The 20,082-nt window shown below is 61.2% G+C and carries 15 protein-coding genes; 5 read left to right on the forward strand and 10 right to left on the reverse strand.

Annotated features, from left to right (window positions below):
- Positions 1 to 12: 12 nt before the first annotated feature.
- A complete protein-coding gene (gene urtA / locus HU754_RS04375) occupies positions 13 to 1,278 on the reverse strand; it encodes an urea ABC transporter substrate-binding protein (RefSeq protein ID WP_095047339.1) in 1,266 nt (421 codons plus the stop codon).
- Positions 1,279 to 1,587: 309 nt separating this feature from the next.
- Between urtA and HU754_RS04380 the strand changes: the two genes are divergently transcribed.
- Positions 1,588 to 6,399, forward strand: coding sequence for a DUF4329 domain-containing protein (locus tag HU754_RS04380; protein WP_225919963.1), 4,812 nt, complete (start codon positions 1,588 to 1,590; stop codon positions 6,397 to 6,399).
- Between the two features lie 67 nt (positions 6,400 to 6,466).
- On the opposite strand, the gene HU754_RS04385 is transcribed toward HU754_RS04380, so the two are convergent.
- The 9 genes from HU754_RS04385 to cbiE form a co-directional block, all read right to left on the reverse strand.
- Entirely contained in the window at positions 6,467 to 7,840 is a 1,374-nt protein-coding gene (locus HU754_RS04385; RefSeq protein ID WP_116255815.1) for a PepSY-associated TM helix domain-containing protein, read from the reverse strand.
- A gap of 110 nt (positions 7,841 to 7,950) precedes the next feature.
- Positions 7,951 to 10,071 carry a TonB-dependent copper receptor gene (locus HU754_RS04390; RefSeq protein WP_186620968.1) on the reverse strand — a complete coding sequence of 707 codons (2,121 nt, stop codon included), beginning with the start codon at positions 10,069 to 10,071 and terminating at the stop codon, positions 7,951 to 7,953.
- Between the two features lie 84 nt (positions 10,072 to 10,155).
- Positions 10,156 to 10,602, reverse strand: coding sequence for a DUF2946 domain-containing protein (locus tag HU754_RS04395; RefSeq protein WP_186620966.1), 447 nt, complete (start codon positions 10,600 to 10,602; stop codon positions 10,156 to 10,158).
- A gap of 21 nt (positions 10,603 to 10,623) precedes the next feature.
- Positions 10,624 to 11,103 (reverse strand): copper chaperone PCu(A)C, encoded by a 480-nt coding sequence (locus tag HU754_RS04400; RefSeq protein WP_099757876.1) that lies wholly within the window; start codon positions 11,101 to 11,103, stop codon positions 10,624 to 10,626.
- A 48-nt stretch (positions 11,104 to 11,151) separates the two neighbouring features.
- Complete coding sequence (locus HU754_RS04405) at positions 11,152 to 11,550, reverse strand: DUF2946 domain-containing protein (RefSeq protein WP_186620964.1); 399 nt, start codon at positions 11,548 to 11,550, stop codon at positions 11,152 to 11,154.
- 97 nt (positions 11,551 to 11,647) lie between these two features.
- A complete protein-coding gene (locus tag HU754_RS04410) occupies positions 11,648 to 11,938 on the reverse strand; it encodes an addiction module antidote protein (protein ID WP_186620962.1) in 291 nt (96 codons plus the stop codon).
- 341 nt (positions 11,939 to 12,279) lie between these two features.
- Entirely contained in the window at positions 12,280 to 13,008 is a 729-nt protein-coding gene (locus tag HU754_RS04415) for a cobalt-precorrin-6A reductase (RefSeq protein WP_186620960.1), read from the reverse strand.
- Positions 13,005 to 14,102, reverse strand: a complete 1,098-nt coding sequence (locus HU754_RS04420; RefSeq protein WP_186620958.1) for a cobalt-precorrin-5B (C(1))-methyltransferase — start codon at positions 14,100 to 14,102, stop codon at positions 13,005 to 13,007. Before HU754_RS04420 ends, HU754_RS04415 begins: the two co-directional genes overlap by 4 nt.
- Positions 14,095 to 15,306, reverse strand: coding sequence for a precorrin-6y C5,15-methyltransferase (decarboxylating) subunit CbiE (gene cbiE, locus HU754_RS04425; RefSeq protein ID WP_186620956.1), 1,212 nt, complete (start codon positions 15,304 to 15,306; stop codon positions 14,095 to 14,097). Before cbiE ends, HU754_RS04420 begins: the two co-directional genes overlap by 8 nt.
- Positions 15,307 to 15,438: 132 nt before the next feature.
- Between cbiE and cobG the strand changes: the two genes are divergently transcribed.
- From cobG to cobJ, 4 genes are read left to right on the forward strand one after another with little or no spacing between them, the layout of a single operon-like run.
- The gene (gene cobG, locus HU754_RS04430; protein ID WP_275959772.1) at positions 15,439 to 16,734 is read left to right on the forward strand and encodes a precorrin-3B synthase; all 1,296 of its coding nucleotides are present in this window, start codon (positions 15,439 to 15,441) and stop codon (positions 16,732 to 16,734) included.
- Complete coding sequence (locus tag HU754_RS04435; RefSeq protein WP_093430238.1) at positions 16,727 to 17,353, forward strand: precorrin-8X methylmutase; 627 nt, start codon at positions 16,727 to 16,729, stop codon at positions 17,351 to 17,353. Before cobG ends, HU754_RS04435 begins: the two co-directional genes overlap by 8 nt.
- Positions 17,350 to 18,084: a precorrin-2 C(20)-methyltransferase gene (locus HU754_RS04440; protein WP_371857758.1), complete on the forward strand. Its 735-nt coding sequence runs from the start codon at positions 17,350 to 17,352 to the stop codon at positions 18,082 to 18,084. The genes HU754_RS04435 and HU754_RS04440 overlap by 4 nt, the downstream gene beginning before the upstream one ends.
- A complete protein-coding gene (gene cobJ / locus HU754_RS04445) occupies positions 18,084 to 19,784 on the forward strand; it encodes a precorrin-3B C(17)-methyltransferase (RefSeq protein WP_186620952.1) in 1,701 nt (566 codons plus the stop codon). Before HU754_RS04440 ends, cobJ begins: the two co-directional genes overlap by 1 nt.
- Positions 19,785 to 20,082: the final 298 nt, after the last annotated feature.

The raw sequence follows: 20,082 nt of genomic DNA on the forward strand, positions 1-20,082 counted from the left end.
CCCAAGTCAGACTCAGTTGCTCTTCACCGCATAATCCGGCTTCTTGTCGTTGCCCTGAATGAACGGGCTCCACGGTTGCGCGCGGATCGGTCCTTCGGTCTGCCACACGACGTTGAACTGACCGTCGCTCTGGATCTCGCCGATCATCACCGGTTTGTGCAGGTGGTGGTTGGTCTTGTCCATGGTCAGCGTGTAGCCGGACGGCGCGGCGAAAGTCTGGCCGGCGAGGGCTTCGCGGACTTTGTCGACGTCAGTGGATTTGGCTTTCTCGACCGCCTGCGCCCACATGTGGATGCCGACGTAAGTGGCTTCCATCGGGTCGTTGGTCACGGCTTTGTCGGCACCCGGCAGGTTGTGTTTCTTCGCGTAAGCCTTCCAGTCATCGACGAACTTCTTGTTCACCGGATTCTCTACGGACTCGAAGTAGTTCCACGCCGCGAGGTTGCCCACCAGTGGTTTGGTGTCGATGCCGCGCAGTTCTTCTTCACCGACCGAGAACGCTACAACCGGTACGTCAGTAGCTTTCAGACCCTGGTTGGCCAGCTCTTTATAGAACGGCACGTTGGAGTCGCCGTTGACCGTCGAGATGACCGCAGTCTTGCCACCGGCGGAGAATTTTTTGATGTTGGCGACGATGGTTTGATAGTCGCTGTGACCGAACGGCGTGTAGACCTCTTCGATGTCCTTGTCGGCCACGCCTTTGGAGTGCAGGAACGAGCGCAGGATCTTGTTGGTGGTGCGCGGGTAAACGTAGTCGGTGCCGAGCAGGAAGTAGCGCTTGGCGCTGCCGCCTTCTTCGCTCATCAAATATTCAACCGCCGGGATCGCTTGCTGGTTCGGCGCGGCGCCAGTGTAGAAGACGTTCGGCGACATCTCTTCGCCTTCATATTGCACCGGGTAGAACAGCAGGCCGTTGAGCTCTTCGAACACCGGCAACACCGATTTACGCGACACCGAAGTCCAGCAGCCGAACACCACGGCGACCTTGTCCTGGGTCAGCAACTGTCGGCCCTTTTCGGCGAACAGCGGCCAGTTGGATGCAGGGTCAACCACCACTGGCTCAAGCATCTTGCCGTTCACACCGCCCTTGGCGTTGATTTCGTCGATGGTCATCAGCGCCATGTCTTTGAGCGACGTTTCGGAGATCGCCATGGTGCCGGACAACGAATGCAGAATCCCCACCTTGATGGTCTCGGCGGCCTGGACAGTCCAGGTCATGCCCATCGCGGCAATGGATGCCGTGAGTGTGAAAGCCTTGATCAAACTGCGACGCTTCATTGTGCGATCTCCATGAACATTTAATTTTTCTGGTTGGCAGATGCGGACGACTGAAGGTGTGTTTTGCAAGGGCTGTGCCCGGTCGGGATCGGGCAGGAAAATGTCGTGTCAGAGCGGTTGTAAGGTGGGGGCGCGCACCAGTAGAGGACATCTGACGGGCGCTGGTGCGTCCGGGCGCGCCAGATTGGGGCGCACTACTGAGCGGGAAGATGAAGATACATAAACGATAAACATGTACCTCGGCTCACGGCGCGTGCAGCAACACACTCATTTGATCGTTATCCCGATTGTTCTTCGCAGGTTTCTATCATGAGTAATAGTTCAGTCCGATCCAGACGTGCCGCAACCGAGTCCCGAAAATCCAGGCTACCTCCCCTGAGTCCGCCGTTTCTGTCAGAGGAGGATGCTGCGTATTGGGTTCATACGCGCATACCGCCCAAGGCGGAAATGGAATATGGCAGCGTGATTTTGCTGCGGCCGGATGGGAAATTCGTGGCCACTTCACCGATACCCGGAGAGGCCACCACCTTTGATTTGAGCACCATCATCGACTTCGATGTGCTGGGAGAGCTGGAGCCGCCCAAGGGGTATCGGTTTGCTGCAAACATTCACAGCCATGCCGCTCTTCACGATGTCGTAGGTGAGGCCTATCCAGAACTGGATGAAATGAACCTGCGACTCTTCATCAACTTCTTCTCCAGTAGCGATTTCATGGGGGATGTGGATGGGCGCGCCTATTTTCGTAGTTCATACCTCTCCGGCCCCGATGGAACATTGCTCAAGTATTCGCCCAGTGGTTCGAAAGCGGAACTCGATTACTACCGTTGGCACGAGGCAGGTGCACGACCAGGGCGTGAGCCGTGGACTCGTGACGTGATGAGCATCATCAATAAGCTTGCATCTGTCGGTGAACTGAAAGTCCTCGTTTCAAGTGCAGACTGGGGGCATTCGGTGGGTGTCGTACCGCCGGACTGGCAACCAGGCCAGGGTTTTTCAACGGGCAGGGTGACCGAATTACCTTTGATGACCCGCATTTGCTCCACTGTCGAGCGGGCGGTACTCGCTGCACTGAAATCAAGAGGTGCACAGGACTCGGGGTTACTGCTGAAGAAGACTGCTGGCAATGAGTATGTCGCGACCCATGCACGCCCGTTCGGGCTCGCGTCATGGGATCCAGCGAAGATCTTTGCGGCGGGTGATGACGGTCAATTACGGTTGCCTGAAGGCTATAGGCTGGAAGGTTTTTACTACGCCTCCCGTCCTGACCCTTCGCGGCTCACTCCTGCTCAGCCGTGGCTCTACGAGAATTTCTTCACGCCACAGGACATTGTTCTGGCCATTTCGTGTCACAAGAGGAGTCAGCAATTGGCTGTGGCCGGTCGACCTTTGTCGCTGTACATGCAGGCCAACGATGCGTCCATGTTGAAGTACAGCTTCAGTGGCAGCGAGATAGAAGCGGCACTGAGCGTCGAGCATTCCGACGGGTCGATCACCGACGCCGGGGTGCAATCCAGGTTGCTGACTGGAGCATTGTCGCCACGGGAATTTGTCTCGATGCTGATACTGGCGGGCCGGCTTGAGGTGTTGCGGGGCAGCGCGCTCTGGGCACGTTTGGGGAGGGTGGGCCTGGAATGGATACCCTTCGCGAACTTCCCTTGGCCGCCATTGAGTCAGGCGTTTTTATCCGCCGATGACGCCGTTCGGTATGCCCACGAACAAGTCGGCATTCGCCGTGACCGCCAGTACGCAGGCTATGTATTTCAGCGCAGCGACACACGCTTTGTGGTCACCGAGCCGTTGGAAGGGGATATCGATGTGCTGGGCCAGGGGCGACTTTATCCTCGGGATAATCGAGGGCGTCCGGTTTTCCCTGACGACCACGTGGTGCAGGCCCGATATGTCTCCCACGTCGCGCTCACGCAGCTTGAGCCGGTCAATATCAGTTCCCGGCAGTGGACGCTCCAGGAGGCGTTACTAAGCCTGCAAATGTTGAGTGTAGAAGAGGTCCGGCAGGTATTGCTCGATAACACCGTTCTGTATTGCTCTGCTGCCATGAACAGTCTGGTCAGGTTTGCACCTTACGCAACCCCGGCTTCGAAGGATCTGGCGCGACGCCTGGGAACACGCGTGCATCCCGGTCCATTGGCTCTAGGTCTGGACAAGGGCAGCAAGCGACCGCAAGACTTCATCAGGGCGCAGGCCGCCGCCGGCTGGCTGTTCAACCTGACGGACAACGAGTTGTGGGGCCATCGCGGCCAAATATTACCGGGCTGGAGCATGTCAGAATTCGCCGGGTCAACCTCTGCAGAACCGACGTCACCCATACCTGCACTCCCTACGCCGTCCCTGCCTCAGCCGTCGCTGCCCCCGTATCCTTCGTCGTCTTCGCCCCGGCCATCCTCTCCTCGGCCTTTGCCATGGAAGCGGCCTGAGTTCGTCCTGTACGGTCCTGTCTGTTCTTCGGCGGACGACGCGGCACAGTATCTGTTTGCTGGCGACAGGCGTTTGCACGATGAGAACCGTGCCTGGTTCGGATTCATCCTCAAGCACAAGGATCGGGAGGAATACATCGGCACGGAACTGTTTCCAGTCAGCGGTCAAGACAGCAATCTTTTTCGGCAGGCGTTGGTGTTCGCCTCTCGACGGGCGGCGCCGTGGCATCAATACCCGGAAGGCTTCGACATGTATGGGAGCTTTTATGCGCATCAGAAAGTAGAAGCATCTTCGAGCAGCCCTGAAGACTGGCTGGCGCAGTATTTTGTTTCGCCAGACATCCTGACAACAGCCATGTACTACGGTCGCCGTCGGCCTGTAATCGCTTCAAGCCCCGCCGCGTTTTATCTTGCCACTCGGGACGGTGCTCTGCTCAAGTATGCGAGGAGTCAGGCAAGCAAGTTGTTCCATGACGACACGTCTGAGACAACACTCGACTCGATCAAGCGAGGGCTCGCGTCCGGCGAGTGGCTGCCGACGGATTTCGTCCATACGGTCGCTGAAAGCGGCGAACTCTCGGTGTTGCGAACAAGCGCGTGCTGGGATCGGTCAGGAATGGTCAGGCCAACGTGGCAGCCCTACGCGAATCTGCAGCGGCGCTGGCTCGGCCCGGTTTTTCAGAGTGCTGACGATGCCGCAGCGTTTGCCAGATCGAGCTTGCCGCTGGTCACGGACAAACCTTTTGGCGGCGTCATTCTGAAACGCCCCGACGGCCTTTACGTAGCCTCTGCGCCCATCAAGGTGTCGCGGGAGGATTTCGACATCACCGAGATTTTTCCGGATGAAAGCAAGGGCGCCGGGGTATTTCCTGATGGCTGTATTATCACGGCGCGTTATCGATCCAGAGTGGCCAGGGAGCTGTCGGTCATTTTTTCTCGTATTGAGAAGCAGATCTATCTGAACATGCTGTCCGTCGACACCGTGTACTCATCCTTCAAGCGGCTACCAAGAGTGGCATGGGATGAATACCTGTTCGGCCCCGACGGTTCGTTGATCCGCTATCAGCCAGGAATATGGGATCGTCTGCGCGCAGATCTCTTGGCAGCTCTGACGGATTACAAAACGCTTCCTGCGTCCCTTGATGGCGATGCGATAAAACAGAACATACGTAGCGCCAAGCTGAAACCGAGTGAATGGGTCGACGCCTTGGCAAAGGCCGGTTACTTGCAAATTGTCATCGGCAGTGAAATCTGGGGTTTGCCCCGCCAGATCAGTCGCTGGGTTCCTTTCTTTGCTGATCTGCAGCCTCTAATGGATTACACCAGAGCCGCGAGCGCACCACTTTGCAGCCCAGTGTTCGTTCAAGCCGATGCTGTTGCCCGGTATGTTCATGAAGCCTCGGTGAGCAGGGACACCCAGACGTTCGGATTCATACTGCGCTCTCGGGATGGCTTGTTCCTCGCCAGCCTGCCCGTTGATGTGCAACGCTCTGGCCTGGCTGTGGATCGAGTATTCGAACAGGCAAGACTGCCTTCAGGGTTTGAACAGGATTCGATTTATCTGCGCGCAGCGCTGCCTCCGCTCGGCGCACGGCCTGACGATATGCGAAATGTCTTTGTACTTCCCAACGATGTTCAGCAAGCCTGCCGACAGGCCAGTACGCCGCGGGGGTACAGACCGATCTATATCTCCTGTGCCGATAACGCGTTGTTGAAGCTGCAATTGCATGCGTTTGAACCCGGCGTGTTCTACGACGCTTTCGGGCAGGTTGAGTTGCGCCCCAATGCGTTTGTATCGCGTGAACAGGCAGCGATCGATGAACGTGACATTGCCAGTGGCCGATTCAGATTTACAGACTACGTGCACCGGATGGCCAAGGCCGGCCGGCTCGACGTGATAGAAACCAGCGACTACTGGTCGCGGCAGGGTCAAGTGGATGAGCATTGGCAACCGCGTATGGCCGATACTTCCAACGAGCAGCGATGGCGAGATAACCCGGTGCCGGCGCTGGGACCGATTTTTCATCACCCTGACGATGCCGCCCGCTATGCGCAACAACGCACGGACGATTCCGGTCACAGTGAAACCGGCTACGAAGGCGCGATCCTGGCGCGGTCGGCCAGCAGTCGATTTGTCCCGCTCGAGCCAATAGTCTGGTCTGCCCATGCCGAGGACCCTGTCCTGCGGATATTTCGCTCGTCGAGTGATCCGACGATCAGTTGGCGCAATCCGGCGGCGCGTTACCCCAATGGCTACACACTCGTGGCCAGCCACCAGTTCCATCTGTCGGGCAATACCACGCTCGCACCGGACACTGATGATGTCAGAGCAAATTTCGCTTCGCCTGCGCGGGTGCATGCGCACACGCATGAACTGAAGAACCAGGGTTTTGACATTCAGGATTATTACTACTCAACGCCGAACCACGTGTTGATCAGGTACACACCCGTTTACTCGCAGGCCGAGAGGGATTTGCTGCTGGCCCGGCCTGTGGATTTCGAAGCGGGGCGCTGGGTCAGCCGGCTGAGTCCGGGCGAGTTTGTTTCACAACTCATGGAACTGGGTGAATTCAGGGTGCTGGTCGCCGGGCATTACTGGCGTCAGACCGGACGAATGGGCGCCGGCTGGAGAGTGCGTCGCCAGCAGCCTGTAACGGAGGGTGGTGCGCGAGTCAGGGACGAGTTGTAACGTTCGATCCAGTGGCTACACGGCAGGAGTGTGCCGCCGTCGGCGGCCACTCCACATTGAGTCAGATTTACGTCGAGGCAGACTCAGGTTGCCGGTCAATGAGCGATAGCAGCAATCGATCCAGCAACCAGACGACCACCAGCGAAGCCCCCACCAGCGGGAACACCACCGCCAGCGCCAACATGATTACCACGCCGGTTTTCCATTTCGGCAAGTCATGACGCAGCGGCGGTACGCCGAATTTGCCCTGTGGCCTACGCTTCCACCAGATCACCACACCACTGACGGCACTGAGCAGAATCATCAGACAGATCAGCAGCACGACGATCTGGTTGAAGGTGCCGAACATCTTGCCTTCGTGGAGCATCACGCCGATTTCCGTGGCCCGTGCCACAGTGCCGTAATGTTCGAAACGCACATCGGCGAGGACCTTGCCGGTGTACTGATCGACATGCAGGGTCGCATCGTTGCGCGGGTCATCGGCGAACACAGCGATGGTGAACACACCGGTGGCGGTGGTCGGCAGGGTGATGCTGTAGCCCGGCTCGACCTTGCGTTGGGTAGCAATGTTTTGCACGTCTTGCAGGCGGATGGCGGGTGCTGCGGGGCCGGCGTTGCTGGCGCCGTGGTTCATGTGTTCGGCGTGGTCGCCGGACATTGGCATCGGCGTGTTTTCCATCGCCCATGGCACAGTCTGGCGGGTGGCGGTGTTAAGGGTTCGGGCCTCGATGTCGGAGGTCGGCACGTTGTCCCACATCGCCGCCGGGAACACGTTCCACACCTGGGCGTATTGCTTGCCCCAGAAACCGGTCCAGGTCATGCCACTGAGCAACATCACCAGCAACAGTGTTGCACCCCAGAACCCGGTGACCGCGTGCAGATCACGCCACAATACGCGACCGCGACTGTTCAGCCGTGGCCACAGAATGCCCGCGGCCTGACCACGTGGCCACCACAGGAAAAGTCCCGACACCACCAGCACCACGCCCCAGCCGGCGGCCATTTCGATGAGGCGGTCACCGACGGTGCCGATCATCAACTCACCGTGGATGGCGCGGGCGATGGCTTGCAGATTCTGCTTGGCATCCTGCTCGCCAAGGATGTCACCGTGGTATGGATCGACGAATACGTTGAGTTCGTGGCCGGCGTTCTTCACCACAAACTGTGCGCTGCGCTCGGCGTTGACCGGTGGCAGGTATTGGGTGACCTGGCCTTGTGGATAAGCGCTTTTCACCCGCTGCAGCAGGTCATCGGCCGGGACAGTGTGATGGCCGGCGGGGACATTGAGCAGGCTGCTGTACATCAACGAATCGAGCTGCGGTTTGAACAGATAAATGATGCCGGTCAGGGCCAGCATCACCATGAACGGGGCGACGAAGAGACCGGCGTAAAAATGCCAACGCCAGGCCAGGTTGTAGAAATTCGGTTTGGGCTGTTTCATCACGTGTGCTCCGCTTGGCTTGGATCTTCTAGTTGTCATTGGCGGTTGCTGCGCAACCGATCGCGAGCAGGCTCACTCCTACAGTGGGAGCCAGCCTGCTGGCGATGCTGTTAGAAACTCATGTCGACCTTGGTCCAGAGCGTGCGCCCCGGCTCATTGATCGCTTGCGGGTCATTGGCCGGGTAGCCGAATCCGGCGTTGCCCGCCAGGTTCAGGTGTTCGGCGTAAGCCTTGCCGAACAGGTTGTCGACGCCGCTGCTGACCTTCCAGTTCTTGTTGATCCGGTAGGCACCGTTGAGTGAGAACACGCCGAAGCCCGAACTCTTGTCGTAATCCTTGCCGACCACGTTGCCCTTGTTCTGATCGATACGATTTTGCGCGGCAACCACCCTCCACAGTGCACCGGCGCTCCAGTTGTCTTCGCTATAGGTCAGGCCGAAACGCGCATCCAGCGGCGGCATCTGCGGCAGTGCTTTGCCATCGCTGCTGTTCTTGCCCCAGGCGTAGGCCAGGGTCGCATCGGCTTTCCAGTGGTCGGTGAGTCTGTACGCGGCACCGAGTTCACCGCCCATGATTCGCGCGTCAATGTTCTCGGCGCGCGAGGTGCTCATGCCCATCATTCCCGGGGTGTAATCAAAGAGGATGTAATCGCGCACCACGCCGATATAACCCGAGGCCCAGGCTTCAAGTTCGGCGCTCTTGTAGTTCACGCCAAAGTCGAACTGAGTGGTCTTTTCCGGTTTGATCGAATCGAACGCGTTGACCGATCCTGCCGGGCCAGACTTGGGCGAAAACAGCTCCCAGTAATCCGGGAAGCGTTGCGCGTGACCGAGACCCGCATAGAGCGTGGTCGGACTGTCGGCGAGGTCATGCTCGTAGCGGATGAACCCGCTGGGCAGGGTGTCGGCGCGGGTATCGTCGGCGGTCGGGTTGGGGCGGGACATCATTCCCGAGCCGGTGGTTTGCCGGTAATCCTTGGCTGAAGCGCGGTCAACGCGGGCGCCGCTGATCAGCCGATCACGGTCGGCGGCGTACCAGGTCATTTCGCTGAACACGCCATAGTTATGGAAATCGGCGTCCTTGCTGTACGGCTGATCCTTGTAGGTATCGATGCCCATGCCGCTGCGCTGGCGGTGTTCGTTGGTCTGCGCGTCGAGGCCGGTGATCAGTTGGATATCAGCCCAGCGCCAGGTGGCCTTGATCCGTGCGCCGAGGGTGCGGCGGTCGACGTTGGAGGCCATGGGCCCCGACATCATTCCGGTGCCGGACGGCGTGCGCAGGGTGTAGTTGTCCATCACATGGTCGGCGTAGTTGTAGTAGACCTGCGCTTCGAGTTTCTCCAGCACGTCAGTGATGTTGGATTTTTCGAAACGCAGGCCGAGGCTTTCGCGCAGGAATTGCGAGCCGTCCATGCCGCGTCCGGCATAGCGCGCTTCGCCGTCGCCCTTGCCGGCGGTGAGCTCGATCAGGGTGTCGGCGTCCGGGGTCCAGCCCACTGCGATGTCGCCGTTCCACTTGTCGTAGCGTGAGGCGACGATGTCGTTGTTGCCATCGCGGTAATCGTCGGAATGCGCGGTGTTGCCGATCACGCGCACGTAGCCCAACGGGCCGCCGGCAGCGGCGTCGACAACCTTGTCAAAACGTCCGTGGGAGCCGGCCAGAATGCTTGCGTTCACGCGGGTGCCGAGTTCGCCGAAGCTCTCTGGCTCACGATCGAACAGCACCGTACCCGCCGACGCGCCGGGGCCGTAAAGCACCGTTTGCGGGCCTTTGATCACGGTGAGTTTGTCGTAGGTTTCCGGCGAGATATACGAAGTCGGCGCGTCCATTCGGCCGGGGCAGGCGCCGAGCATCATGCTGCCGTTGGTGAGGATGTTCAGGCGCGAACCGAACATGCCGCGCAGTACCGGATCGCCGTTGGTGCCGCCATTGCGCACCAGCGCAAAGCCCGGAATGGTCTTCAGATAATCGCCGCCATCACTGGCCGGCACCGGTTGGCGCGGGTCTTTGGGGTTGGTGACGATGGTCAGCGGTGAGCTCGGGGCGATCGCGGTAATCACCGTAGGGCTCAGTTCTTCCTGCTGGCCGGCGTGATCATCGGCCAGTACCAGCGGTGACAGCAGGACGCCGCAAAGGACGGCGGTAGCGTGCCTGAAACGAACCCGCGATTCGTTCAGAGCGAAGGACGCCGGGGCAACGCCCGAGCGTGGAACAGCAGCAAACCTGGACATGACAATTTCCATCAAACAGTCGTAAACGACACGGCCGGCAGCCTGAAGCTGTCTTCTCAACCGTGTGCAATCAAAGGTGCGTGTTTACGCTGCGATGGGCGGGGCGCGGGTGCGGGCGCCGGGGAAGAAGGTCTGCCGGGCGTGGCCCAGGCGCGGGGAGGGCGGGGTGAAGGTGTTCAGCGGCGGGATATTGAAAGCGACGAAATCGCCGCCACCGGTCAGTGCCGGGCAATTGAACAGCAGGCTGCAGTAGCCGCACTTTTCCCACAGCACGTGGTGCGAGGATTGCGGTGGGCAGTGTTCGGCGCTCGGTTTTGCATCATGGCCCGCGTGATCCATGCCCGGCATGTCCATCGACATGTCCATGCTCATCGGCATCGATGTCGAGGCGTGCTGATCCATCGGCATCGACTGAGAAATCAGTGGGCCGATGAAGATCATCAACATGGCGAACAGGGCGATCCAGCTGCCGCGAGTCAGGTGTTGAGTCTGACGGCGTTGCCGGGAGGGCCTGGCGCTCAGCGGGCGCATGGGCGGAGTCTGCCGGAAGGCTTACTGGGCGTGCGCGTGGGCCTGTGTGGTTTCCGGCGGTTTCTTCTGCACCGAGACTTCGACGGTGACGTCACCGGCCTTGTCGAAATGCAGCGTCAGCGGGAAGCGCTTGCCGTCGCTGAGCAGGCTGCGGTCTTTCGGGTTGAGCAGCATCACGTGATAGGCCATTGGCGCAAACGTCACGTTGCCGCCGGCCGGAATGGCCACGCTCGGCACTTGCTGCATCTTCATCAGATCGCCCTGCATAACGTGTTCGTGCAGTTGCGCTTCGGGAGCGATAGGCGAGTCGACGCTGACCAGGCGGTCGTCCGTCTTGCCGGCGTTGTGAATGATGAAATAGGCGGCGACCGTCGGTGCGTTCGGCGGCAACTCTTGCGACCACGGATGGGCGATCTCAAGTTCCCCAACTTTGTATTCGTGAGCATGGGCAAAGCACGCCGGCAACAGCAGCGCAGCGACGATGATGAGTTTGTTCAACATGGCAGTTCTCCAGAACGATTTGAAACGCAGGTCAATTGCGCGAACAAATCAAACCAGAGGGGAAGCGCGGGGATTGAGACTCGGCCATTGCTGGCGCGGCGTGGGTGTTTGCAGAGAGGCTGGCGCCACGCTGCGGTTGCTTTCGTAGCGGGCGAAATACAGCTGCGGGGAATGCCCCGGCAGCCCCACCAGTGGCGCCGAGCCTGAGCAGCACCAGCAATGCTGCATGTTCGAATGATTGTCGTTGCTCGGGGCTTTTTGATCGATGGTGCCGATGTTGATCGCCACCATCTTCGTCCCGCTGCCGGTGCAGAAACTGCTCCAGAGCAACTGTTCGGCCGGTGAATTGGCCGCCTGCGCCATCGCTCCCGTCATCGGCATGGCGAGCATGTTGAACAGCACTGCAAAGCAGGCGATCCAGGCAATTGCTAGCCGGTGTCGGTTCATGGGACAGATCCATTGGGTGGGCGATCAGGCGCGGCTATTTAGCCTGATCAGGGCCGATAAGTAAAAAAGCGTCGTGCGGTTTGGTGTCGCAGCGCCTTCACAGTGTTACGGCATGCAATCGCAAACCCAGAGCCTTCATGACTTTCATGATAGTTGCGAATTCGGGATTGCCAGTGCTACTGAGCGCTTTATAAAGACTTTCGCGGCCCAAACCTGCATCCCGCGCCACTTGTGTCATGCCTTGAGCTCGGGCGATGTCATTGAGTGCTGCACGAATCAGAACGCCATCGCCTTCATCGTCGTCAAAACAGGCATCCAGATATGCCGCCATATCCTCGGGAGTCTTGAGGTACTCGACGGCGTCAAAACGGGCGAATTCTTCTGACATTGGATGTGTGCGCCCTTGGAGTCAAAGACGTTGAGCGTAGAGGTGGACGCTGACTGCCGATAGTCAGTGATTCGTTAAGTTGTTGTGGGCAGTGTCCGTTGCGTTTGTAGGATTCAGGTCAGATATCCGGCCGAGCCCGTGACATTGTGGGAGCGAGCCTGCTCGCGAAAGCGGTGGGTCAGGCAATGATGTGCAGACTTTGCCGACGTCTTCGCGAGCAGGCTCGCTCCCACAGTGGTCGGTGGCGAACACGTAGTCTGTGTACGTCGCGAACCTTGTGGAAGCGGCGGTGCGACGATTCGACTTGCCCGCGAAGGCGTCCGTGAGAACTGCGCTTGTTTTTAGATAAGGTTAAGGGGCGCAAGGGCCATGAGGATTGCGTCGACCGAGGCAAACTCCCGATCAACCCCCGGCAACCCCGGTCGCTTCAACACAATCACCGGCAGCCCACGCTCGCGCGCCACTTCCAGCTTCGGCTCGGTGGCGGTGCTGCCGCTGTTCTTGCTGATCAACACATCGATCTGCCGCCGCTCGAACAGTGCGCGCTCATCCCCAAGCAGAAACGGCCCACGCGCACCGATCACTTCGCAGCGTTCATTGCCCGGGTAGACGTCGAGGGCGCGCAGAGTCCAGAACTGGTCCTGAGGGATTTCATTGAGGTGCTGCAGCGGTTCGCGGCCGAGGGTGAACAGCGGTCGGCGAAACGGCTTGAGGGCAGTGATCAACTCGGCCCAGTCGCTGACTTCGCGCCAGTCATCACCGGGCTGCGGCTGCCAGGCCGGACGGCGCAGCGCCCAGCAGGGGATGTCGGTCAGTCGCGCGGCGGTCGCGGCGTTCTGGCTGATCTGTGCGGCATAGGGATGCGTGGCGTCGAGCAACAGTTCGATGCCTTCGTCACGAATGAATTGCGCCAGACCCTCAGCGCCACCGTAACCACCGACGCGCACCTGACAGGTCAGATCCGTCGGCACCCGGCCAACACCGGCGAGGCTGTAGATATGTTCTGGCCCAAGCGTGCGGGCAATCGCCAGTGCCTCAGTGACGCCGCCGAGCAGCAAAATCCGCTTCATGCAAAACCTCCGGCATGCCCGACAATGCCGCCCTGACGATCAATCGCAAATACCTCGACCTGCACCTGCGGCGGCACCACGCTGCGGGCGAAATTCAACGCATGGCGGCAGATCTCATCACCGAGGGCGATCCCCGCCGCACTGGCCATGGCCAATGCCTGCTGGCTGGTATTGGCCTCACGAATGCTTTGCTGCAACGCCTCTTCGGCACCAATCGCCGCGGCCCACTCAGCCAGTTGCGGCAAGTCGATACTTGAATGCCGCGAGTGCAGATCCATGTGTCCGGCCGCCAGTTTGCTGATCTTGCCGAAGCCGCCGCACAGGCTGAGTTTATCCACAGGCACTTTGCGCAGATGCTTGAGCACCGCGCCGACGAAGTCGCCCATTTCGATCAGGGCGATTTCCGGCAGATCGTAGACCCGGCGCATGGTGTCTTCGCTGGCATTGCCGGTGCACGCGGCAATGTGCAGATAACCATTGGTTTTCGCCACATCGATGCCTTGATGGATCGAGGCGATGTAAGCCGCGCAGGAAAATGGCCGGACGATGCCGCTGGTGCCTAGGATCGACAAACCGCCAAGAATGCCCAGCCGTGGATTCATGGTTTTCAGCGCCAGCGCTTCGCCGCCCTCGACGTTGACCGTGACGTCGAAGCCGCCGGCATAACCGGTTTCGGTGGCAAGCAGTGTCAGGTGATCACTGATCATCTTGCGTGGCACCGGGTTGATTGCCGGCTCGCCGACACCCAGCACCAGTCCCGGCCGCGTTACGGTGCCCACGCCGGCGCCGGCATTGAAACGAATCCCCGGTTCACTCAGCAGCCGCACGCGCGAATAGAGCAACGCGCCGTGAGTCACGTCGGGGTCGTCGCCAGCATCCTTGATCGTGCCGGCCTCGGCGCCATCATCGGTCAAGCGGCAGAACTCCAGACGCATCTGCACCTGTTTGCCTTTGGGCAAGACGATCTGCACCGCATCGGCCGCCAGTCCGCTGAGCAACAGGCGCGCGGCGGCCAGGCTGGTCGCGGTGGCGCAGCTGCCGGTGGTCAGGCCGCTGCGCAGGGGCGCGGGTTGTTCGGCGGTTTCGTCACGCATCGAGGGGTTTGACCAGATCGAGCAGGGTGATCGGCAGCGCCTGGCGCCAGGTGTCGAACTCGCCGAGCGGCTGCGCTTGGGCGACATGGATACGCGTCAGTTCGCCGCCGAAGCGCTCGCGCCAGTTCATCAGGGCCACTTCGCTTTGCAGCGTCACTGCGTTGGCGACCAGACGGCCACCGGGCTTCAGCTGTTCCCAACAGGTTTCGAAGACGCCCTCACGGGTGACGCCGCCGCCAATGAAAATTGCATCCGGGCGTTCTAGCCCGGCCAATGCCTGCGGCGCCTTGCCGCGAATCAATTGCAGACCAGGCACCCCCAGCGCATCGCGGTTGTACTCGATCAATTGCTGACGGCCATCATCGGCTTCGATGGCCAAGGCGCGGCAACTCGGGTGCGTACGCATCCACTCGATACCGATCGAGCCGCTGCCGGCGCCGACATCCCAAAGCAATTCGCCGGGGGTCGGGGCGAGGCGGGCGAGGGTGATGGCGCGCACGTCGCGTTTGGTCAACTGGCCGTCATGCTGGAAGGCCGAATCCGGCAGTCCGGCGAGACGCGAAAGGCGCGGGGCCTGTGCGTCGGCCAGACATTCGATGGCGATGACATTGAGGTCGGCCACGGACGCGGTATTCCAGGCATTGGCGGTGCTGTCGATGCGCCGTTCGGCGTCACCGCCAAGATGCTCAAGCACGCTCATGCGACTCGAACCGAAGCCGCGCTCGCCGAGCAATTGCGCGACCGCCGCCGGGCTCTGGCCATCGTTGCTCAGCAACAACAGGCGCACGCCGCTGAACAATTGCGCATTGAGCGCCGCCAGCGGTCGGGCCACCAGCGACAGCGTCACCACCTCCTGCAATGGCCAGCCGAGACGGGCGGCGGCCAGCGCGCAGGACGATGGGGCGGGCAGGATCAGCATCTCTTCACTTGGCAGCTGGCGGGCGAGGCTGGCACCGACGCCGTAGAACATCGGGTCACCGCTGGCCAATACGCAAACTGCTTCACCACGCTGTTCCAGCACCGGTGCGAGGGAGAACGGGCTCGGCCACAACTGGCGTTCGCCGCGAATACACACCGGCAGCAAATCCAGTTGACGCTGGCCTCCGACGATCCGCGAGGCGCCCAGCAGGGCACGCCGGGCGTTTTTGCCCAAGCCCTTGAAGCCGTCTTCACCGATTCCCACTACCGTCAGCCAGGGTGACATCTATATTCCTCTAAACACGCCGTTCCGACGGGCAGTCTTTTCATGCCAGCGGACAAAGCAGGCATAATACCGCGCCTTCGCCCGCGAAGCGCCTTTCCCACGCAGCCGGTCAGCCCCTTGAACGAACGCCCGATGTCCACCGCCTTACGCCCCTCGGCCTGCCCGGGGTTGCTGCGTATCGTCCAGGCACTGGACGGCGGCATCTGCCGGATCAAGCTCAATGGCGGTTCGATCAGCGCCGATCAGGCCGACGCGGTGGCCGATGCTGCCGAACAGTTCGGCGCGGCGATCGAGGCGACCAACCGTGCCAATCTGCAGATTCGCGGGATCGGTGAGCAATCTGCGGCACTGATCGAACGCTTGCTCGCCGCCGGTCTCGGCCCGCGCACTGCGGCCGGTGACGATGTGCGCAACCTGATGCTCAGCCCCGCTGCTGGCATTGATCGGCAGATGCAGATCGACACGCGCGGCCTCGCCGGGCAGATCCTCGATACTTTGCAAAGCCATCCACGGTTCCACGAGCTGAGCGCCAAATTCGCCGTGCAACTGGATGGCGGTGAAGCGCTGGCGATGCTCGAACATCCCCATGACCTGTGGTTGTCGGCGTTCGCGCGTGACGGCAAAACCTGGCTGGCGTTCGGCCTGGCCGGATGCCCGACGGATCGCGCGGTCGGCGCGGTGGCGCTGGAGCACGGCCATGCGTTGGTGGTGGCGGTGCTGGAGTTGTTCCTGGCGTTGGCGCGTCCCGAGCAGACGCGCATGCGTCATTTGCTCGATGAATTGCCGATGCCGGCGTTTCTGCAACAACTGAGCGCACGTTTGCCGATCAAGCCGATCAGCGATTGGCAGCGCACCGCCGAGGCGGACGATCTGCACATCGGTGTTCATCCGCAAAACACTGCGGGTCAGGTGTATATCGGTGCGGTGCCGGCGCTGGGCCGTCTCGATCCGGCGATGCTGCGCGGGGCTGCGCAACTGGCCCGCCAGTTCGGCAATGGCAGCCTGCGTTTTACGCCTTGGCAAAGCCTGCTGGTGCCGGACGTCAAAGCAAGTGATGCGGCTCAGGTGCTGGAAGGCCTTGAGCACCTGAACCTGTTGACCCGCGCTACCGAGCCCCTCTCACGCCTGATCGCTTGCACCGGTGCCAGTGGCTGCGGCAAAGGCCTGGCCGACACCAAGCAGGACGCCCGCCATCTGGCGACGTTGCTGCCCACGGCCCTCAACGTCCACCTCAGTGGCTGCACGCGTTCTTGCGCTGCCGCCCACTGTGCCCCGGCGACGTTGCTGGCCGTCAGTGCCGGTCATTACGACCTCTATTTTCGCGATGCAACGCAGCCGGGTTTCGGCGCGCTGCACGCACGCAACCTTACTATTGAAGCGGCCGCGACCCTGCTCGCCGCCCGCTCTCGGAGCCCCTTTGATGCTTGATTACATCCGCGATGGTCAGGAGATTTATCGCAACTCCTTCGCGATCATTCGCCGCGAGGCCAATCTGGCGCGCATCCCGGCCGATCTGGAAAAACTCGCGGTGCGGGTGATTCACGCCTGCGGCATGGTCGAGGCCATTGACGGTCTGCAGTTCTCCGAAGGTGCGGGCAAGGCCGGGCGCGATGCGCTCGCCGCCGGTGCGCCGATCCTCTGCGATGCGCGGATGGTCTCCGAAGGTGTGACCCGTGCGCGCCTGCCGGCCAACAACGAAGTGATCTGCACCTTGCGTGACGAGAGCGTGCCGGAGTTGGCGCGCGAGCTGGGCAACACCCGTTCCGCCGCCGCACTGGAGCTGTGGCGTCCGCATCTGGAAGGCAGCGTAGTGGTAATCGGCAACGCGCCGACCGCACTGTTTTATCTGCTGGAAATGCTTGACGCCGGCGCACCGAAACCGGCGCTGATCCTCGGCTTCCCGGTCGGCTTCGTCGGTGCCGCCGAGTCGAAAGCCGCCCTGGCCGCCGACAGCCGTGGCGTGCCGTTCGTGATCATGCAAGGCCGCCTCGGTGGCAGCGCCATGGCCGCCGCCGCCGTCAATGCCCTCGCCACGGAGATCGAATGATGCAGGCCAAAGGACGTTTGCTTGGCCTGGGCGTCGGCCCGGGGGATCCGGAGCTGATTACCGTCAAAGCCCTGCGCCTGCTGCGCGAATCGCCGGTGGTGGCGTACTTCGTTGCCAAAGGCAAAAAGGGCAACGCGTTCGGCATCATCGAAGCGCATCTGCAACAGGCGCAGAACCTGTTGCCGTTGGTCTACCCGGTGACCACCGAAGCGCTGCCGGCGCCGCTGTCCTATGAGCAGGTCATCAGCGATTTCTACGACGAAGCCGCCGAGACGCTCGCCGCACACCTGGATGCCGGTCGCGATGTGGCGGTGATTTGTGAAGGTGATCCGTTCTTCTACGGCTCCTACATGTACCTGCACGATCGCCTCGCCACTCGTTATGAAGCCCAAGTGGTGCCGGGCGTGTGCTCGATGCTGGGCGGCGCTTCGGTGCTCGGCGCGCCGCTGGTGTATCGCAATCAGAGCCTGTCGGTGCTCTCGGGCGTGTTGCCCCATGAAGAGTTGAAGCGGCGTCTGGCCGATGCCGACGCGGCGGTGATCATGAAGCTGGGGCGCAATTTCCCCAAAGTGCGTCAGGTCCTCGAAGAACTCGGTCTGGCCGAACGCGCGCTTTATGTCGAGCGCGCGACCATGGCCAATCAGAAAATCGTGCCGATGGATCAGGTCGAGCCGATGTCGTCGCCGTACTTCTCGCTGATCATCGTGCCGGGCGAACGGTGGCAAGGCTGATGACTCAATCCACGCCAGCCATCGTCATTCTCGGTCAGGGTAGCCTGGCCACCGCGCGGCGCATTCAGCAGGTCTATCCGGCAGCGCAGATCCACGGCCTCGCCGGGCGCGTCGAAGGCGCCGATTGCACCTATCAGGAGTTCGGCTCGACCCTGCGCGCGCTGTATCAGCAGGACACGCCGATCATTGCCCTGTGCGCGGCCGGCATCGTCATCCGTACGCTGGCGCCGCTGTTGCTGGAAAAGGGCGCCGAGCCTGCGGTACTCGCCGTGGCCGAAGACGGCAGCGCCGTGGTGCCGCTGTTGGGTGGCCTCGGCGGAGTGAATGTCATGGCGCGCGACATCGCTGCCGGGCTGCAAGTCGCAGCCGCGATCACCACCAGCGGCGAGTTGCGTTTTGGCACGTGCCTGCTCAACCCTCCGAGCGGTTACGCCCTGGGCGATCTGGAACTGGGCAAGCGTTTTGTCTCCGACCTGTTGGCCGGTCACAGCGTGCGCATCGAAGGCGCGGCGCCGTGGCTGGATCAGGCGCAATTGCCGGAAGATCCGCAGGCGCAGCGTTCGATTCATGTCGGCAGTGTCGCGCGTGAAGCGAGTGCCAATGAGTTACTGATCTATCCACGCAGCGTGGCGCTGGCGGTGAGTGCCGAAACAGCTGATCTGGCGAATGCCGTTCGCCGGGCGTTGCAGCAGGCGCAAATCGCCGTGCAGTCGCTGGCCTGTCTGTTGGCCAGCGAGACGCAAATGGCTGCGCCAGTTTTGCGTGAAGCGGCGCTTGAGCTGGGTGTGCCGCTGCGCTTCGTTGCGGCGCAAAGCGACATCGAAACTCTGGCACGTGCCGCAGTGCCTGAGGCTAAAGTTGTGGTCAGCCACGGCATGGCGATCGCGGTCGCCGAACAGCCTTTGGAGGTTTCCAGCATTGGCCGGCCACGCGGCCGTCTCGCCGTGATCGGCCTCGGCCCCGGCGCTGCCGAACTGATGGTGCCGGCAGTCAAAGCCGAACTGGCCCGCGCCACCGATGTGCTCGGCTACGAAACCTACGTACGCATGGCCGGGCCGTTTCGCGACGATCAAGTGCAGCACTGCACCGATAACCGCGAAGAGATGCAGCGCGCCCGTCACGCCTTCAGGCTGGCCGCCGAGGGGCGCTCGGTGATTGTTGTGTCATCGGGTGATCCCGGCGTGTTCGCCATGGCGGCGGCGGTGCTCGAAGCCTTGCACGAGTCGACGGACCCGGCGTGGCACAGCGTCGATCTCGAAATTCTCCCGGGTGTTTCCGCTTCGCTGGCCACCGCCGCACAGGCCGGGGCGCCACTGGGCCATGACTTCTGCGTGATGTCGCTGTCGGACAATCTCAAGCCTTGGTCGATCATCGAAAAACGTCTGGATCTGGCCGCTGAAGCGGATCTGGCGTTGGCGTTCTACAACCCGATCTCCCGGGCGCGTCCGTGGCAACTGGGCCGGGCGCTGGAGATTGTCGCGCAGCATCGCACGCCGCAAACACCCGTGGTGTTGGGCCGCGACATCGGCCGTCCGGGCCAGACCCTGCGCACCACGACACTCGGCGCCTTAACCCCCGAGCAAGTGGATATGCGCACCATGGTGTTGATTGGTTCTTCGACCACCTGCACCTTCCCGCGCGGCGACGGCGGCGTCTGGGTTTACACCCCGCGCTGGTACGGTGAAAAACCCGGGGCGTGAGAATGTCGTGTTGAGCGTCCAGCGCAGTTGTAAGCAACTGCGTGAGACGTGATATCCGGTTAACGCTTCGGATTGAATCATTCCGCTCGAACACAAGGCCGCCAATCTTCTGGATTGGCGGCCTTGTGCGTTTGTGCGCCGGTAAGAAACCAGGCAATTCATTGCCACATGGTTCAAGCGCAAACCCCGAGTGTTATTGGCTGTTTCACTGGACATCGTTTGAGTTTGTTCGGGTTTGAGCGTGGTACTCCAGTTCAATAGTTTCGTGGCGAACGAAGCCGTTTTGAAGAAGTGCCAC

The organism is Pseudomonas zeae (assembly GCF_014268485.2).
Lineage (GTDB): Bacteria > Pseudomonadota > Gammaproteobacteria > Pseudomonadales > Pseudomonadaceae > Aquipseudomonas > Aquipseudomonas neuropathica.

Excerpts from the sequence above, each read along its gene's own strand:
- urtA (WP_095047339.1), bottom strand. The coding sequence starts at position 1,278 with ATGAAGCGTCGCAGTTTGATCAAGGCTTTCACACTCACGGCATCCATT.
- HU754_RS04380 (WP_225919963.1), top strand. The coding sequence starts at position 1,588 with ATGAGTAATAGTTCAGTCCGATCCAGACGTGCCGCAACCGAGTCCCGA.
- HU754_RS04385 (WP_116255815.1), bottom strand. The coding sequence starts at position 7,840 with ATGAAACAGCCCAAACCGAATTTCTACAACCTGGCCTGGCGTTGGCAT.
- HU754_RS04390 (WP_186620968.1), bottom strand. The coding sequence starts at position 10,071 with ATGTCCAGGTTTGCTGCTGTTCCACGCTCGGGCGTTGCCCCGGCGTCC.
- HU754_RS04395 (WP_186620966.1), bottom strand. The coding sequence starts at position 10,602 with ATGCGCCCGCTGAGCGCCAGGCCCTCCCGGCAACGCCGTCAGACTCAA.
- HU754_RS04400 (WP_099757876.1), bottom strand. The coding sequence starts at position 11,103 with ATGTTGAACAAACTCATCATCGTCGCTGCGCTGCTGTTGCCGGCGTGC.
- HU754_RS04405 (WP_186620964.1), bottom strand. The coding sequence starts at position 11,550 with ATGAACCGACACCGGCTAGCAATTGCCTGGATCGCCTGCTTTGCAGTG.
- HU754_RS04410 (WP_186620962.1), bottom strand. The coding sequence starts at position 11,938 with ATGTCAGAAGAATTCGCCCGTTTTGACGCCGTCGAGTACCTCAAGACT.
- HU754_RS04415 (WP_186620960.1), bottom strand. The coding sequence starts at position 13,008 with ATGAAGCGGATTTTGCTGCTCGGCGGCGTCACTGAGGCACTGGCGATT.
- HU754_RS04420 (WP_186620958.1), bottom strand. The coding sequence starts at position 14,102 with ATGCGTGACGAAACCGCCGAACAACCCGCGCCCCTGCGCAGCGGCCTG.
- cbiE (WP_186620956.1), bottom strand. The coding sequence starts at position 15,306 with ATGTCACCCTGGCTGACGGTAGTGGGAATCGGTGAAGACGGCTTCAAG.
- cobG (WP_275959772.1), top strand. The coding sequence starts at position 15,439 with ATGTCCACCGCCTTACGCCCCTCGGCCTGCCCGGGGTTGCTGCGTATC.
- HU754_RS04435 (WP_093430238.1), top strand. The coding sequence starts at position 16,727 with ATGCTTGATTACATCCGCGATGGTCAGGAGATTTATCGCAACTCCTTC.
- HU754_RS04440 (WP_371857758.1), top strand. The coding sequence starts at position 17,350 with ATGATGCAGGCCAAAGGACGTTTGCTTGGCCTGGGCGTCGGCCCGGGG.
- cobJ (WP_186620952.1), top strand. The coding sequence starts at position 18,084 with ATGACTCAATCCACGCCAGCCATCGTCATTCTCGGTCAGGGTAGCCTG.